Consider the following 15,738-nt stretch of genomic DNA (forward strand, 5'->3'; position numbering starts at 1 on the left):
TCGTTTTTTGGGCCCCTCGCATTTTAGGCCCCGCGCACGGCTATGCCGTCCAGCGATAGAGCCACACCTCGCTGATTGCCGTGTCGCCCTTGATCAGCTGCGCGCGCAGTTCGATCCGCTGCGCCTCTTGGGGTGAGAGATAGAAGGCCAGCCGCACGCCACCGGTGTCAGGGTTGCGCTGCACGATACCTTCGGAAACCTGGCCAACATCCGCTGTGACCACGGATGTGACAGCCGACAGATCCTCGCCGAACAAAGCGTGGTTGGCAAAATCAATGGCCACAAGCGTTTCAATCTGGTCGAAAGCCTTGCCGATCCGCGTGTTGACCACGTGTGCGAGGTCGGGCAGCCCCGTCGCCCCCTGCCCCCACGCCATGGAATAGGCAAAGCGACGTTCAGAACCTGCGGGCATCGGCACGGTCGGGCGCCAATAGGCAACCGTGTTGTCGTAGATTTCCTTGTCCGACGGGATTTCCACCAGTTCCACGGCACCCTGCCCCCAATCCCCTTCCGGTGTGATCCAGAGGGATGGGCGGTTTTCGTAATATGCCTCGAGGTCCCCGAACTTTTCCTGTTCTCGGGTGCGCTGCATCAGGCCAAAGCCACGAGGGTTCTGATCCACGAAGGCGCTGATTTCGAGCATTTTGGGGTTGGCGAGGGGGCGCCAGATCCGTTCGCCATCCCCGTTCCACATCAACAGACCGTCGCTGTCATGCACGCCGCTGCGGTAATCGTCGAACCGGTGGCGATTGGTTTCATCGAACAGGAACATCGAGGTCATCGCGCCAAGCCCCACATGGGTCAACTCGACCCTTGGGAACAATGAGGCAGACACATGCACGCGCGTCGGATCACCCGCCACGATCTTGAAGGTGTAAGCGCCCGTGGTCGACGGCGAGTCGAGCAATGCGTGGACCGTGAATTCCGTGTCGCCGGGGTTGGCCGCCTCGACCCAGAAATCGGTGAAGTCGGGGAATTCTTCGCCATCGGGATGCGCGGTGCGCAGGGCGAGGCCGCGCGCTGACAGCCCATACCCCTCACCCTTGGCGATGGCCCGGAAATAGCTGGCGCCCTGAAACACGATGAATTCGTCGAAGTGATCCGGCGTATTCAGCGTCGTGCGCAACCGGAACCCGGAATAGCCCATGGTCTCGTCCACCGGCAGTTCCGGCAGCTCTCCCCTGATCTCGAAAAGGGAGAGATCATAGCCAAGCGTCATGGCCGTCCCGTTCTCGACCACGTGGATCGTTGCGGCCCGGGTCGTGTAAAGGCCAGCCGTGAACAAATCCATCCTGAGCGGGCGATCTTCATCAATCCAGATACCGTTTTTGGGATCGAACTGGATCATGTTGAATTGTTCGAACGACAGGTCGCGCCAAGGCTGCGGAACCGGTGGCCGTGCGACATAGTCCTGCTGCGACAGGCTGCGCGCCCTTTCCAGTAGCCAGTCGGTGCTGAATGGCGTTTCTGCCGTGATCAGCGCCTCCAGCGACCAGGCCGGGGCAGCGGTTGCCGCGGCCATACCAGCCAACAGGGCGCGTCGTGAGATCTTCATAGCTTGGTCTGCTTTCTCCTCGGTCTGCATCTTGGGTTTGGCCGCATCAAAGCCCTGCTGTAGCGAGGTTTGGAGGTGGTGAATTGCGTTCTGCGCGAGCTGTCAGAGACATAATGGACAGGCGCGTAGGTCACAAAATGGCCGCCCCGTGGATGGCAGAAATCTGCGCACGATTTTCGCCGTTTGCGCGGATTTCCGGAGGGCTGCGATGCGCATCTGTCTCGTGTGTGCGACCGCGGAAAAGATTGGGCCAACCCGCGCTGGCTGTTGGCCTGCGAACGCGTAATCCCAAGTAAACAAACGCACCATGGCCCATGTGCAGAGGTGTTCAAACCCGCGTTTTTGCCCCACCACGCTGGTCTTTCGAGGCGTTTCAGGCACAGAAACAGGCCCGCAGACAGGTAGCGGGATTTTGCCAGCCCGTACGGTGATGTGCGCAGCAATTGAGCGTCTGCCGCCCGCACCAGAGTCACGCGGGTCGGATCAACTGTTTCCGGACACGTTCCAGCGATATTCATCCGGCATCAGCGGCTGCTCTTGCCGCTGGTAGACGCGCCATTGCGACGTGTTCCGCACCGGCTGGAAATGCGCCTCGAGGTAGGGGCCGTAGATCTCCTCCATCAGCTCGGTCACCGAGGTGGCAATCGGCTTTTTCGGGATCATCACCATATCGACGCCATCCAACAGCTCTTCGGCCGTAAAGTGGGAATCGGCATCGAAGTTACGCCCATCGTGCATCCACGCACTCCCCCCATGCGGCGGATCAAGACCCGCCAGCGATGTCATGGGGCTGACGAAATCCATGACCAACACCTTGGCGGCCGGATCATCCAGCGCCTCGAGCAAGGCCACCCCCTGTTCCAGCGAGTCGGCATAGGTCGCGTAGAAGTTGAACTGCCCCTGATCGAGCGTGTTGACGAGGCGAATGTCCTGCCCGTTGGGAGTGTCGAGCGTAATGCCCGCACCCGTCCCGATCATCGCGGCATGCAACCCCAGGGCTGCGCCAGAGGACAGGCCAATCGGCAGCATCAGCACGCAAACCACCAAGGCACCACCGCGGGTTACCATGTCTGGCACAAGTGGCAGGCCCTGTCGCCATTGCCGCGCCAGATGTTCCGCTGCCACGACCCCTCCGGCCAGCAATGTGACGACCCCGCGCACCTGAAAATTCTGGATCAGCAGCGCATATCCAGCGCAGGCACAAAACGCGTAGAACAGGGCATCCTGGAACCGCCCGTTTTGCCAAAGGGCCAGCACCGCGAGGCATCCGAACATGATGTATTCACCCGAGGTCACGAACACCGACACGACATAGTCGCGCAAGGGCAGGACGGCGCTGACACGCGACGCCACCTGCAAATCCTCGATATGCATCCGTGTGCCGCCCCAAAACACCTCGATCACCGCCGCAGATACGCCAACCGCTGCAATGGCCGCTGCGGCCCAGCGCCGCTGAATGGGTTGGAGCAGCATCACGCACAGAAAACCGATGGCGACGACGCCGTAGGTCGCCTTTGAGTACAGCAGCATGATTGTCAGCGCTGTTGCCGCCACTGTGTCCAGCACGCGCTGATACCTCACGGGACGGTTGGGACGCAGATGCATGATCAGCAGCAGGCCCAGCAGCGCCCAGCCAATCCGGTTGTAGAACATCGCGAAGGACACATTGATCACAATCTCGCCCGTGTTCATCGGCGTGATCATCAACAGCGACACGAAAATGGCCCAAGGCACGGCGATCAGCGGTCGCACCCGTGTGCACAGCACATGGATCATGATCGGCGCAGTCAGGATCAGCGTGGCCGCCAGCCCGACGGGCATCGCCACACCCAGATTGCCGCTGAGCCAATAGCCCAGGGCGGGGATGTAGAAAGAAAGCGGCCCAAGTGCGGTGTGAAAATCCCGGTTCGGCACCTGGCCCTCGACCACCCGGTAGCCGCCGTCGAGAAATATCAGAAGGTCGTTGAAGTATCTCGACGTGGCCGTTCCACCGGGCAGGATCAACAACGCACAGCACACAAGCGTCGTCAAAAGGACTGTGATGACGATGGGCGAGCGCAGCAGCACAGCGCGCACTCCCTTGAGCATCGATGCGGGTTTTGTCCCGTCAGTATCCGGCGTGCCTGCGGATTGGCCCAGACCGCCCGTGTACACTTCGCTCATGTCGGTCACACGGTTGCGTCGCGAAAGACGTGACGCCGGTCCAGCCAGAATTTGACTGTATATCCGATACCAAGGCCCAGAATGGCGCCGGTGTACTTGGCAAGGTCAGTCTGCCAGATCGCGTAGAAGCCCAGTTCGAACCCCCAGAAGATCAGGGTTGTGAGAACACTGAATAGCCCGGACAGGGTGATACGCTGCGTCTCTTCGGTGTGGCTGGTATATGCCTCGCGGAAGGTCCATGTCTTGTCGATGCCGTATTTGACGATGAAACCAAAGCCGGTGCCGATCACGATCGACACCATGAGCGGTGCGGCGGGAACGCCCAGAACCGTCACGTGCTGCGCCATCAGATTCGCTGTCACAGACACAAGCGCACTGATCACGTAGCGCACAAACGGATGACCGTCCGAGACGGATCGGACCAAACTTCGCGATACGGCTATCATGATTGCACAGCCGGAAATGCGGGCGCAGGCGCGCGATCTGCTACATCAACAGGTCTTGCCCGATAGTCGGCAAAGTCGCAGCCGATGATGTTGCCTGCGCGCCTGGTGAGCCGCCAACTGAACCCCATCACGGTGAACACGTCACCGGAAACTGGGCCGACTTTCGCTTTGAAATTCATACCTTAGCCCTCATTTGGTTGCACTTGCTGTCTTGCGTCTTCGGTGCCGGCCAGGATGTGGCGCGGGGTCGGTCTGTTCCCCAGATTTAGATACCGGTGGCCATGCGGCCTCGGGCCCACCTCGCGGTGTATTTGGCTTGCGATCACGTTGTTTTTCGCGACGGCCGGATACGCCTCAAGATGTCAGAGACCGAGACTGGAGGCTCAATCCACGCGATACGAGTCTGTTCCCCGCAGAGCTTCGCATCGGGCAGAAACGCGCCAAATGGTGCGCGGTATCGGCAAGAAATGGCGAAATTCGCGGGGCTGCGACACTCTTTCTGGGATGCAGGCGGCAAATCAGGTTCGCATGGGTGCAGCGGGGCAAAACTGCCCTCGCCAAGGAGGAAAGTGAGGAGATCGAACCGGCCAACCGGGGTGGGCAACCACCCCTGTTCAAACGTGCATGACGGCAGCCAAGCTGCCCATGCGACCCATCAGAACCAGAAAGTATCGGCGCAATCGCGAATGCTGTCAGCCATCCCCAAAGTCACACCGCGTCAGCGGATCATGTCATTTATCACCATCGCCGTGGCTGCTGTCCTTGGCGCGTGGGTCTACTTTGCCATGCCCGCGCTGGTGCCGAGCCATCAGATCAGGGCGCAGATTGACGACCATATCAGTCATTGGACAGGGGGTGCCTATCGGCTGCATGAGGACGCCAGCATCGCCATCAAGCCCGGTCTTGATGTGATCGTGTCGGACGCAGCCTTTGCGCCGGTTGCGGGTGCACCAACTGCGCCGCTTCTGACCTCTGACCAAGGTACGGCGTCGATCAGGATCGTACCGCTGCTGTTTGGCCGGGTCGAGATTGCGAACCTTGCCTTGTCACACCCCAACCTTGTGCTGGACGCGCATGGCACCGGGTTTCTGGGCGATACCAGTCCGCAGCCCACGACCAGCGCGCCGGCCAAGCACTTGCACCCGCTGGGCGCGGTGACCCTGACCAACGGAACGGTACGTTTGAGCAATGCAGAAGGTGTCGACGACATATCTGACGTCAACCTGCACCTGTCCACGAATGAGACCTCGGATGCCGTTGCGTTGAAGGGCAGCGTGACCATTGGCGGGCGGCAAGTGCGGGTGGACCTGCACCTCGATGACATGAGCGCGTTGATGTCGGATGCCGGGACGCAAGGGCGCCTGAACCTGCGCATCGGTCCGCAGCAGAACGACCCGGACGGCAACAGCGCCCTGTCTGATTGGGGTGTGTCGAATGGAGCCACCGACAAAATGCTGCAACTGGCCAGCGCGGTTGGCATGTCGAACATGGGGCTGGGTGCGATGACAGCCGAAGGTACGTTTTCCGTCACGCCGCAGTCCGTCGGCATTTCCGACGCGACCTTCTCGCTCGGCGGTGTCGAGATGAACGGCAGCTTGCATGCTGGACATGCCGAGCAGAACATCATCGCCCAACTGTTGCGGCTGCCGGATGTCATTGGCGCAGCCATCGCGCAGGCACGCGAAACGGGTGAAGGGCGCTGGAGCGACATTCCATTACAGGTGAGTGGGTTGAACGGCCTTGTCCTCGACCTCAACCTGTCGGGCGACGACATCGCCCTTGGAAATCTGGCCTTGGACGATGCAGCGGTATCCTTGTCAGTCCGTGACGGCACCGCAACCCTTGATCTGGCCGGGGGCAGAGAGAGTCTGGGCGCCCTGCAGGCGGGCCTTACGGTAGATTATTCGGATAAGGACCAACTGGAACTGGCTGTTTCAGGCCGCACCGACGAAGTGTCCGTCAGTGACACAGTGCGGTTTCTCACGACCATTGGCCCCCCACCCCTTGTGGGCACCGCGCAACTGCCCGAGGGGACGATGAACGGAACCTTCGATCTGACCGCACAGGGGCCCACTGTGGGCGCGCTGGTGGACAGCTTCAGCGGGTCTGTACAGGCGCAGCTCACCGATGGCAGCCTTGCCGGAACCGACCTTGTCGCGACGCTGGAAACGCTGGTGCGGGGGCGCAAATTCATGACCGAACAGGATGGGCCACTTATCCCTGCTGCTGGGCGCACGCGGTTCGATCAGTTGGATGCCCAGATCGACTTCGCGGCGGGCGAGGCGATTGTTTCGGGTATCCACATCGCGGGCGACCGGTTCGGGATCAACATGCTGGGTGAGGTCCAGTTGGCGGAAGGGCGGATGAATGTCGGGGGCGATGCGGTTCTGCTGCCGGAACCTGGCGGCGATGCAAAGGTCGGCGATGCCCTTGTCAATCTGCCGTTCGGCGTGGGGGGTACGGTTTTCGAACCCGTTGTCGCCGCCGGTGTCCCGACCGTGACCACAGCGCAGGTTGACGCCGATGCTAAAGATTAACACCGACGCTGTGGACTTGTCTGTGTCCGCTGACACTGCGGGCGTGCCGCATCCCGGCCAGATGCTGGCACCCCAATCGCTGCGCACACCGTGGCGCAGTCCGCTGATCGCGGCCTCTGTTCTGTTCATTTGGCTGGTCTATTACGGCTTTTGCATTTTCCCGGGTCTTGGGGGCGTGCTGAACGCCGGAGACTCCGCCAAGTTCCAGACGCTTGGGCACACGTCGATCCTTGTCCACGGGCCGGGCTATCCGCTTATCCTGATGCTCGGGGCGGTCGTGCGTTCGCTCTCTTTGCCGTTTGAGCCATGGTGGGTGATGACCTTTGTCATGGCTTCGGTTCCCGGGGCAGTTGCGAACATGATGGCGTTTCTGATCGTGGGGCGGCTGACGCGCAGTGCGGTCTTTGGTCTGGCGGCCGCGATGTTGCTGGGCAGCGCTGGCCTGATGGCCGTGCAATCGACCGAGGCGGAAGTCTATCCGCTCGCGCTCGCCTTTATCCTGTCGACCGGTTTCCTGCTGTTGCGCTTCGTCGAGACGAAACAGGTGGGGTACTTTATCGCGGCTTGCGGTGTATATGCGCTTTCGTTCGGGAACCACCTGATGATGATCATGCTGGTGCCTGTATTCCTCTGGGTGACGGCGGCCCATTTTCGCATCTTGCTACGACCGAAAATCATAGGCGCGGTCCTGTTGCTGATTGCGGCCGGGGCCAGTCAGTACCTGTATCTGGCCTGGGTCACACACGCGCCCGGCACGGCCTATTCGGAATATCTGCCGCTGCCGCCAACGACGACACAGCTGCTCCAGTACATCGCAGGCACCTATTTCGGCGACCTTTACGGCTCGGGCCTTGCCTCTACACAGACGACCGAGGTTTTGCTCAACACGCTCAGCTTTGCGCATCCCCGCCTATCCGCTCCGATCATTGTTCTGGGCTTGCTCGCCATGGCCGCCGGGTGGTGGCAGCGCCAGCAAGGATGGAAGTGCGTCGCGCTGATACTCGGCATCGGGTTGGCGTTCATGCCCTTCACGCTGTGGTACGGAGCCTATGACATTCGCGCCTTTCATCTGCCTGTACTGGGGCCCTTGCTGATTGGCTCCATCGCCGCAATCGGCTGGGCACTGGGGCGCTGGCCCAGGGCGCGTTTGGGCATAGGCGTGGTCATTCTGGCGTTTGGTGTGCTGCGCAGTGGAGAAATGGCGGGCTATCTGTCGGCACGCACGCCCCTGTTCGACGGCCTTGTCGAAACGCTGGAGGAGGTCGTCGCGCAATCACCCGTGCAGGATCCGGTTGTGTCGATGACATATGATGTGCGCATGGCGACCCTGTATCACGAGTTGCAAAATGGTGTGCCCAAGCCCGCCAGCTATCGGGTGACATGGCGCACCCAGGACGAGATCGCCAAACGTGATCCTGTCGGTGGGATCGTTCTGCCCACGGATGGCGGGCAGTTCCTGAAATGGGTGGAACACCGTCACCCGGACCTCGCTTGCGAGACGCGCACGGTTGAACAAACCGTCGCAACGCGTTGGCCTGCCTACGCGTTTTTGTGCGAAGCGCGCGCGCTGCCCGCATCGCCTGCCCCACCCGCGACCCAAGACTGAGTCGGCCACCAGAACACCAGTCCATCACAAAATCGAAAAACATCTGAAATAGGCGAAAAACCACTTTAAGTTTCGCCAAGGACAGGCCATTTTCTGCCTACTCCTTTCTCGTGTTTTGCCAATACCCCCAGAGATCGGAGCACCCGTACGAACTCCGTCGAGGTAAGGCAGAACGCTGATGATCAAGAATATTGTTGTGATACTTGGACTTGCGATGATGGTGGCGACCTGCGCTGTGCAGTCGCCTGTGTTGTCGACGCGAAATGCAGTCATGCCGACGGGCGAACCGATTCGTTTGTCGCCTCGGCAAGATGATGCCGGCACACCCGAAGCCGGTGTGCTGGTCGGCCGGGCGCAGGTTGTGGCCCAATTGACGGGCGCCGCCTCTGCCAACGCGACGGCGGACAGGTGGAATGTGCATGGCACGGACCTGGGGCACATGTTCGTGCATCAGGATCAACTCTACATGATGTTCGGCGACACCTATGGCCCGGATGGCGGTGACTGGCGCAGCAACGTCATCGCCCGCATCGACGACCCCGACCCCCGCAATGGACTTTCCTTTGCTGCAATGACGGAAGCCGCTGATGGCAGCGCCGGCGAACTGGTGCCTGCGGCCCGCGTGCCGGGGCTTGAGTGGACGGTGATCCCGACCAACGCCATTTCGGCGGCAAACAAGATGGTCATGCACTATATGTCCGTGCGGATGTGGGGCGCAGATGACCGGTGGTTCGTGCGCCATTCCGGCCTCGCCACATCCGATGACAACGGCCAGACGTGGACCAGGTCGAAAGCTGCCCAATGGCCGGGCGGGAGCGGTTTCGAGCAGGTCGCGTACATCGAAGACGGCGGGTTCATCTACGTCTTCGGCATTCCCCAGGGCCGGTTCGGAGCGGCAAAACTGGGCCGCGTTGCGCCCGAGAACATCTTTGATCCCACCGCTTACGACTATTGGGACGGCGCCAACTGGGTCTCCGACATCCGGGCGGCGGCAGAGGTCGTGCCACCTGCAATCGGCGAATTGTCCGTGGCGTGGAGCGAGGCAAACAAGCGCTTTGTGATGATGTATTACGAACCGAATTTGCGGGCGATCGTGTTGCGCAGTGCCCCCGCACTAACCGGTCCCTGGAGCGACATGCAGGTTGTGGCAGACAGCCGTGACCATCCGGGGCTGTACGCGCCCTACATCGTGCCCGGCGGCGACATTGATGGTGAGTTGTACTTTACCATGTCACTGTGGAAACCGGTCTATAACGTGTTCCTGATGAAGGCCGCGCTTGGGCCGGACACAGTTGCGATGCAGGCAGACACAACGGACCCCTTGCCACCCGTTAGCGAGTGATCACGAGACAGTCCTGTGCTGGCCCCTTCGGGCCAGGCCAGCGATGGGCGCGAGATCCGGCACGCATTCGGCAGTGTTTTGCCCAGCAGTTTTCCACGTTCAGAGCATTGTAATCGCGCGGGTTCAGATGACTTGACGCCCTGATCCGACGTCCGACCACCCAACTCGAGCGGCAGGGCCACGCCAGATTTTATTTTTGCATTTCAGACTGTTGGGACTCGTCCACTTAAAGGCGCCTAGCCAAAGAAGCTCGTGGATTGTCATTAACAGTTTGAGCACAACGCGGCGATTGGCGTGATCACCTGACAACAAGCTACCCGCGCAACCGCGTCATCACGGAGTTGCGTGCTGGCGGGGTTTCGCCTCTGCCCGGGGGTCAACTTGGCCACGTCCGGGAAGGCTTTTAAATTCATAAGGCAAGAGAGGGCCTCTGAATTCCTTCCCAATTGACGTTAGAGTGCCCTCGCTCTTTGACATTCAGGAGCAGGTTATGAGACCGAAAAACACTCCACTACGACGAACGCCTCTGGCCCTCGGCCTTGCAATCGCAACGCTGCCGGTCGCGGCCCATGCATATGTCGGGCCCGGTGCGGGCCTGACGGCGATTGGCACAATGGTCGCGTTGTTTGCCGTGCTGGTCCTCGCACTGGTCGGCTTTGTCTGGTACCCGATCAAGCGGTGGATGGGCGCGGCCAAAACCCCACCCGAGCCAAGCCAAAGTCCCGAGCCGCCTAAATGAGCGTGCTGGCCCTGATGCTGGGCCTGATTGCATTCATCGCCGTCCTGCGCATCCTGAACGCCGCTCAAGTCGCGGGCGAGGTGTTCCAAACCACGCAAGACGCCCTTGGGGTGATGGCCAACACCGATGTCTCGGACGCGGAAAAGGAAGCGCAGGTCAGGCGTGCCTCGCTGACGTTGCTGGGCAAATTCTTCTGGATCGCCTTTATCGGGGTGGCTGCCTTTGCCGCCTCGACACTGCTGGTTTGGGGCGGCGCGGCTTTGGGGTTTTACACGCTGGAACACGCGATTGCGGTGGCGCTTGGCTGGCCGTTCATCATCAGTTCGACCGGGGTCGCCGTTCTGCTGTGGCTTGCCCTCGACAAGATGAAGCCAAAGCCAGCAACGGCGCAAACCGCTGAACCCACAGATGTTCCTTACAATCAGCTCGACATCGCACTGCATGATTTCGCCTTCGCATCGCCGCGCCGCCAGCGCAGCCTTGGGGACTTCGAAACGACGCTGCTGAAACGTCGCATCAATCAGGACCATGCCAGGCGCCCGGTTTTTGTAACGTCCCTGCCACGTGCGGGTACAACCATCATGTTGGAGGTGTTGGCCAGTCTGCCCGACTTTGCCTCCGCCACATACCGGCACATGCCGTTCACGTTGTCGCCCCTGTTGTGGGGTGGGCTATCCGGGGCATTTCGCAAGCCCACCGAAAAGGCGGAGCGTGCACATGGTGACGGTATCGAAGTCGGCTTTGACAGCCCCGAAGCGTTTGAAGAGATGGTGTGGATGGCGTTTTGGGCGGACCACTACGGCGACAAACATGTCACCACTTGGGACGCGCAGGACAAAAGGGCAGAGTTCGAGACGTTCTTTCGCACACACATGGCCAAGATCGTGGCGACCAAGACCGGTGCCGGGCGCTACATCTCGAAAAACAATGCCAACATCGCCCGGCTTGGATTGATCGAGCAGATGTTTCCCGATGCGTCGATCATCATCCCGATCCGCAACCCGTGCGCACAGGTGCAATCCCTTTTGCGTCAGCACAAACGTTTTGGCGATTTGCACGACCGTGCCCCGTTTGCGCGCCGGTATATGGAAGGGGTCGGGCACCTGGAATTTGGCAGGGCCCTGCGCCCGATCGCCTTTGAAGGGGGTACATTTCACCCCTCGATGGCGCACCAGCCCGAATTTTGGCTGAGATACTGGATTGCGGCATATACACATGTCCTGGCAACCGCTGGCCCGGCCGCGATTTTCGTCGATCACGACGCAACCTGTACCGATCCGATGAGTGTCCTGCCTCAACTGGCAGAGGCATTGGATCTGGAAATGCCGGGCAACCTGATTGCCTTGGCACCCTCCTTCCGCGCCCCCGGCCCGATCCCGGATGTGGTGGGCGTATCAAATGACCTCCTGCATCAGGCTGATGAGTTGCACCGGCAGTTATGCGCACGCGCCATCGGCACCTTCCCAGCCTCAACACAAAGATTTGCCACGTGAAAAAAACACTCTCGGACCGCCTTATGTTCGGCGGCTTCATGATTTCTGTCGTCTGCCTCGCCGTGCTCTATGGCATCGTTGCCTCGTGGTGGGGTTGGTTTCCCGCTCAGCAGGTCGGGCTGGCTCATCGCACGATGCTCGATGTCTCGACCAACTGGAAAAACGATTTGGGGTTGGAACCGACGCGCCATCTGGTGGTGCCCAGTTACACCGAGGCTGCATCACTCGACCGCGGTTATTACCTCGCACCGGGTGCGCAACAGCAGCCAGGCTATGTTCTGATCGCGGGCCTCAGCGACGATCAGGAGACATCCATGCATGTCGTGCGGATGTTCGATTCCACCGGAGAGGAAGTGCACCGCTGGCCCATCCACTACCCGGAGTTTGACCCGGTCATACCACCTCAGAACGTGATGCTGCACGGCATGGAAGTGTTCGAAGACGGGTCCGTCGTCGCGACCTTTGATACTGGACATGCCATCGCACGGGTCGATGCATGCGGAGAAACCATGTGGAGCGTGCGCGGCGGCTTCCACCACTCCATCACGCGCAGCGGCGACGGCGGGATTTGGACATGGGAAGGCGAAGACATGGTGCGCCTGGATGAAAATACAGGCGAAAAGACGCAATCCCTGAACCTGCGCAACGACGTGATCGCCGCCAATGATGGTAAACAGCGGGGCATGTTCGACATGCGAACGCTGGAGCCTCAGGAGGCGACAGGCGGGCTGACCTATCTCGATGATCCGTTTCATCCCAACGATGTCGAAATGCTGCGCCCTGAGATGGCTAACGCGTTTCCCATGTTCGAAGCGGGCGATCTGATGATCAGCCTGCGAGAGTTGAACATGGTCGCTGTTGTGGATCCAGACAGCGGTATTCTGCGCTGGTCGCATCACGGCCCCTGGCTAAAGCAGCACGACCCGGATTTTCATCCAGACGGCACAATCACCGTGTTTGACAATGCGACTGGGACAGATCGGTCCCTGATCCGGCGCATTGATCCAAAGGACAACAGCACAACGATTGAATTTACCGGGACCGACGCCGTGCCGTTCTATACATGGCGGCGGGGCAAGCATCAGTATCTGCCGAACGGGAACATCCTTTTGACCGAGGCGGAACACGGGCGCATTCTGGAAGTTGATCGCGGAGGGAATGTCGTGTGGAGCCGGGACATGGTGTGGGACGCAACCCACAACCTGATCATCACCGAAGCACGACATGTTCCCGAGACGTTTTTTGAAGACGGCGTTCCGTCGTGCCCCGTCGTTGCGGACGTTCAGTGATCGCCGACTGAGTTGTGTTCATAAGGGTGTGCGCCGCACAAGACGGATCTCACCGAAGACATCGGCATATGGCGAAACGGGAGTGATGTTGTAAGCGGTACCGATGCGCATACCTATATCATGCGCGCAGAAAACTGCAGCATGTCTAAGCCGTACATTTGCCTCAGACAGCTGTTTTGACGGCTTGCAGGACCCGCATGCACTGCGAGACAAGCGCGGCCGGGCGCATAAAGTGCAGCTGTCACACAATTCAGGCGCGCATAGACGCGAGCATGCTGTGCGTTAGCTTGTTACAGTGATGTAGTTGGATTGCATCGACAGAGAGATACGGGAACTCAAAGGGCTTATTAGGTTTGGCGATGACCTACTCTCCCACGCCTTAAGACGCAGTACCATCGGCGCTACAGCACTTAACTGCCGGGTTCGGGATGGGACCGGGTGTTTTGCTTGCGCTATGATCACCAAACCAAAAAAGACCTTTGAATTCCTCAACACGTTGTCCAAGTCGCGTACGACTGCATGTGTGTATGCGTTTTGACTTATCGTTCATCACGAGCCGTATGAAGTCTCGCTTTTACTGGATCAAATCAAGCCTATCGGGCAATTAGTACCAGTCAACTGAATGCATTACTGCACTTACATCTCTGGCCTATCGACGAGGTGGTCTACCTCGGCCCTCAGGGATACCTTGTTTTGAGGGGGCTTCCCGCTTAGATGCCTTCAGCGGTTATCCTGTCCGATCATAGCTACCCAGCACTGCCGTTGGCACGACAACTGGTCCACCAGTGGATCGTTCACCCCGGTCCTCTCGTACTAGGGGCAACTCCTCTCAAGTATCCTACACCCACGGAAGATAGGGACCGAACTGTCTCACGACGTTCTAAACCCAGCTCACGTACCTCTTTAAACGGCGAACAGCCGTACCCTTGGGACCTGCTCCAGCCCCAGGATGAGATGAGCCGACATCGAGGTGCCAAACACTGCCGTCGATATGGACTCTTGGGCAGTATCAGCCTGTTATCCCCGGCGTACCTTTTATCCGTTGAGCGATGGCCCTTCCACTCGGGACCACCGGATCACTATGGCCGTCTTTCGACTCTGCTCGACTTGTCAGTCTCGCAGTCAGGCTGGCTTCTGCCATTGCACTCAACGAGCGATTTCCGACCGCTCTGAGCCAACCTTCGCGCGCCTCCGTTACGCTTTAGGAGGCGACCGCCCCAGTCAAACTACCCGCCACACAGGGTCCCGGATCCGGATAACGGACCGCGGTTAGACATCAAGCAATGCAAGGGTGGTATCTCAAGGGATGGCTCCACAAAGACTAGCGTCTCTGCTTCAAAGCCCACCACCTATCCTGCACATGCATGGCCTGATGCCAGTGTGAAGCTGTAGTAAAGGTGCACGGGGTCTTTCCGTCTAACCGCGGGAAACCTGCATCTTGACAGGTAATTCAATTTCGCTGAGTCTCATGTTGGAGACAGCGGGGAAGTCGTTACGCCATTCGTGCAGGTCGGAACTTACCCGACAAGGAATTTCGCTACCTTAGGACCGTTATAGTTACGGCCGCCGTTTACCTGGGCTTCAATTCAGAGCTCTCACCCCTCCTTTTAACCTTCAGGCACCGGGCAGGCGTCAGACCCTATACGTCGTCTTGCGACTTCGCAGAGCCCTGTGTTTTTAATAAACAGTCGCCACCCCCTGGTTTGTGCCCCCAGCTCCCACTTGCGTAGGAACCGGGCCTCCTTCTCGCGAACTTACGGAGGTATTTTGCCGAGTTCCTTCAACATAGTTCTCTCAAGCGCCTTGGTATTCTCTACCAGTCCACCTGTGTCGGTTTAGGGTACGATCTTATAGGAGGGCTATTTCCAGGAACCTCTCAGCAGCCCATTCAATCCGATAAGGATGAACTACCTTCGAGATCCGTCACCACTCCACGGCCCAGGAATATTAACCTGGTTCCCATCGACTACGCCTTTCGGCCTCGCCTTAGGGGTCGGCTTACCCTGCTCAGATTAGCTTTAAGCAGGAACCCTTGGACTTTCGGCGAGAGTGTCTCTCACACTCTTTGTCGCTACTCATGTCATCATTCTCACTAGTGATCTCTCCACCGGATCGCTCACGCGCCGGCTTCACAGAAAACTCCTTATCCTCCGCTACATCCCGAGGGATGCAAAAGAGGATTGGAGTTATGTCACACTACGCTCTGCTACCATGCCTTACGGCATCCTAAGCTTCGGCTCATGGCTTGAGCCCCGTTACATCTTCGCCGCAGGACAACTTATTTAGACCAGTGAGCTGTTACGCTATCTTTAAAGGATGGCTGCTTCTAAGCCAACCTCCTGGTTGTTTTGGTCGTCCCACTTGCTTTCCCACTTAGCCATGAATTGGGGGCCTTAGCTGTAGGTCAGGGTTGTTTCCCTCTCCACGACGGACGTTAGCATTCGCCGTGTGTCTGCCATCTAGTACTCCCGGGTATTCGGAGTTTGGTTAGGATCAGTAAGCCTGTGGGGCCCCATTACCCATCCAGTGCTCTACCCCCCGGGGTATTCGGATGACGCTCTACCTAAA

The 15,738-nt window shown here is 59.3% G+C and carries 9 protein-coding genes and 2 rRNA genes (1 of these 11 cut by a window edge); 6 read left to right on the forward strand and 5 right to left on the reverse strand.

Annotation, left to right across the window (positions count from 1 at the left end; translation table 11 throughout):
* Positions 1 to 40: 40 nt before the first annotated feature.
* The 3 genes from ACMHLQ_RS09665 to ACMHLQ_RS09675 all read right to left on the reverse strand — a co-directional run bounded on the left by ACMHLQ_RS09665 (position 41) and on the right by ACMHLQ_RS09675 (position 4,110).
* On the reverse strand, positions 41 to 1,555 hold the full coding sequence (locus tag ACMHLQ_RS09665; RefSeq protein WP_415404571.1) for a glucan biosynthesis protein: 1,515 nt from the start codon (positions 1,553 to 1,555) through the stop codon (positions 41 to 43).
* Positions 1,556 to 2,038: 483 nt separating this feature from the next.
* Positions 2,039 to 3,727: a hypothetical protein gene (locus ACMHLQ_RS09670; RefSeq protein ID WP_415404572.1), complete on the reverse strand. Its 1,689-nt coding sequence runs from the start codon at positions 3,725 to 3,727 to the stop codon at positions 2,039 to 2,041.
* Positions 3,724 to 4,110 (reverse strand): GtrA family protein, encoded by a 387-nt coding sequence (locus tag ACMHLQ_RS09675; RefSeq protein WP_415404573.1) that lies wholly within the window; start codon positions 4,108 to 4,110, stop codon positions 3,724 to 3,726. The genes ACMHLQ_RS09670 and ACMHLQ_RS09675 overlap by 4 nt, the downstream gene beginning before the upstream one ends.
* Before the next feature lie 782 nt (positions 4,111 to 4,892).
* Here ACMHLQ_RS09675 and ACMHLQ_RS09680 point away from each other — a divergent pair.
* The 6 genes from ACMHLQ_RS09680 to ACMHLQ_RS09705 all read left to right on the forward strand — a co-directional run bounded on the left by ACMHLQ_RS09680 (position 4,893) and on the right by ACMHLQ_RS09705 (position 13,170).
* Positions 4,893 to 6,701 carry an AsmA family protein gene (locus ACMHLQ_RS09680; protein ID WP_415404574.1) on the forward strand — a complete coding sequence of 603 codons (1,809 nt, stop codon included), beginning with the start codon at positions 4,893 to 4,895 and terminating at the stop codon, positions 6,699 to 6,701.
* 22 nt (positions 6,702 to 6,723) lie between these two features.
* Positions 6,724 to 8,307 (forward strand): protein O-mannosyl-transferase family, encoded by a 1,584-nt coding sequence (locus ACMHLQ_RS09685; protein ID WP_415404575.1) that lies wholly within the window; start codon positions 6,724 to 6,726, stop codon positions 8,305 to 8,307.
* A gap of 178 nt (positions 8,308 to 8,485) precedes the next feature.
* On the forward strand, positions 8,486 to 9,649 hold the full coding sequence (locus ACMHLQ_RS09690; protein WP_415404576.1) for a DUF4185 domain-containing protein: 1,164 nt from the start codon (positions 8,486 to 8,488) through the stop codon (positions 9,647 to 9,649).
* A 490-nt stretch (positions 9,650 to 10,139) separates the two neighbouring features.
* On the forward strand, positions 10,140 to 10,388 hold the full coding sequence (locus ACMHLQ_RS09695) for a hypothetical protein (protein ID WP_415404577.1): 249 nt from the start codon (positions 10,140 to 10,142) through the stop codon (positions 10,386 to 10,388).
* On the forward strand, positions 10,385 to 11,881 hold the full coding sequence (locus tag ACMHLQ_RS09700) for a sulfotransferase (RefSeq protein WP_415404578.1): 1,497 nt from the start codon (positions 10,385 to 10,387) through the stop codon (positions 11,879 to 11,881). The genes ACMHLQ_RS09695 and ACMHLQ_RS09700 overlap by 4 nt, the downstream gene beginning before the upstream one ends.
* Positions 11,878 to 13,170, forward strand: a complete 1,293-nt coding sequence (locus ACMHLQ_RS09705; protein ID WP_415404579.1) for an arylsulfotransferase family protein — start codon at positions 11,878 to 11,880, stop codon at positions 13,168 to 13,170. Before ACMHLQ_RS09700 ends, ACMHLQ_RS09705 begins: the two co-directional genes overlap by 4 nt.
* A gap of 351 nt (positions 13,171 to 13,521) precedes the next feature.
* Here the strand turns inward: ACMHLQ_RS09705 and rrf are convergent.
* Positions 13,522 to 13,636 (reverse strand): 5S ribosomal RNA (rrf, locus tag ACMHLQ_RS09710).
* 117 nt (positions 13,637 to 13,753) lie between these two features.
* Positions 13,754 to 15,738, reverse strand: a 23S ribosomal RNA gene (locus ACMHLQ_RS09715); it runs 845 nt beyond the window's last position.

This window comes from Tateyamaria algicola (assembly GCF_047715485.1).
Lineage (GTDB): Bacteria > Pseudomonadota > Alphaproteobacteria > Rhodobacterales > Rhodobacteraceae > Tateyamaria.

Coding starts and splice junctions, on each gene's coding strand:
- ACMHLQ_RS09665 (WP_415404571.1), bottom strand. CDS start 1,555: ATGAAGATCTCACGACGCGCCCTGTTGGCTGGTATGGCCGCGGCAACC.
- ACMHLQ_RS09680 (WP_415404574.1), top strand. CDS start 4,893: ATGTCATTTATCACCATCGCCGTGGCTGCTGTCCTTGGCGCGTGGGTC.
- ACMHLQ_RS09690 (WP_415404576.1), top strand. CDS start 8,486: ATGATCAAGAATATTGTTGTGATACTTGGACTTGCGATGATGGTGGCG.
- ACMHLQ_RS09695 (WP_415404577.1), top strand. CDS start 10,140: ATGAGACCGAAAAACACTCCACTACGACGAACGCCTCTGGCCCTCGGC.
- ACMHLQ_RS09700 (WP_415404578.1), top strand. CDS start 10,385: ATGAGCGTGCTGGCCCTGATGCTGGGCCTGATTGCATTCATCGCCGTC.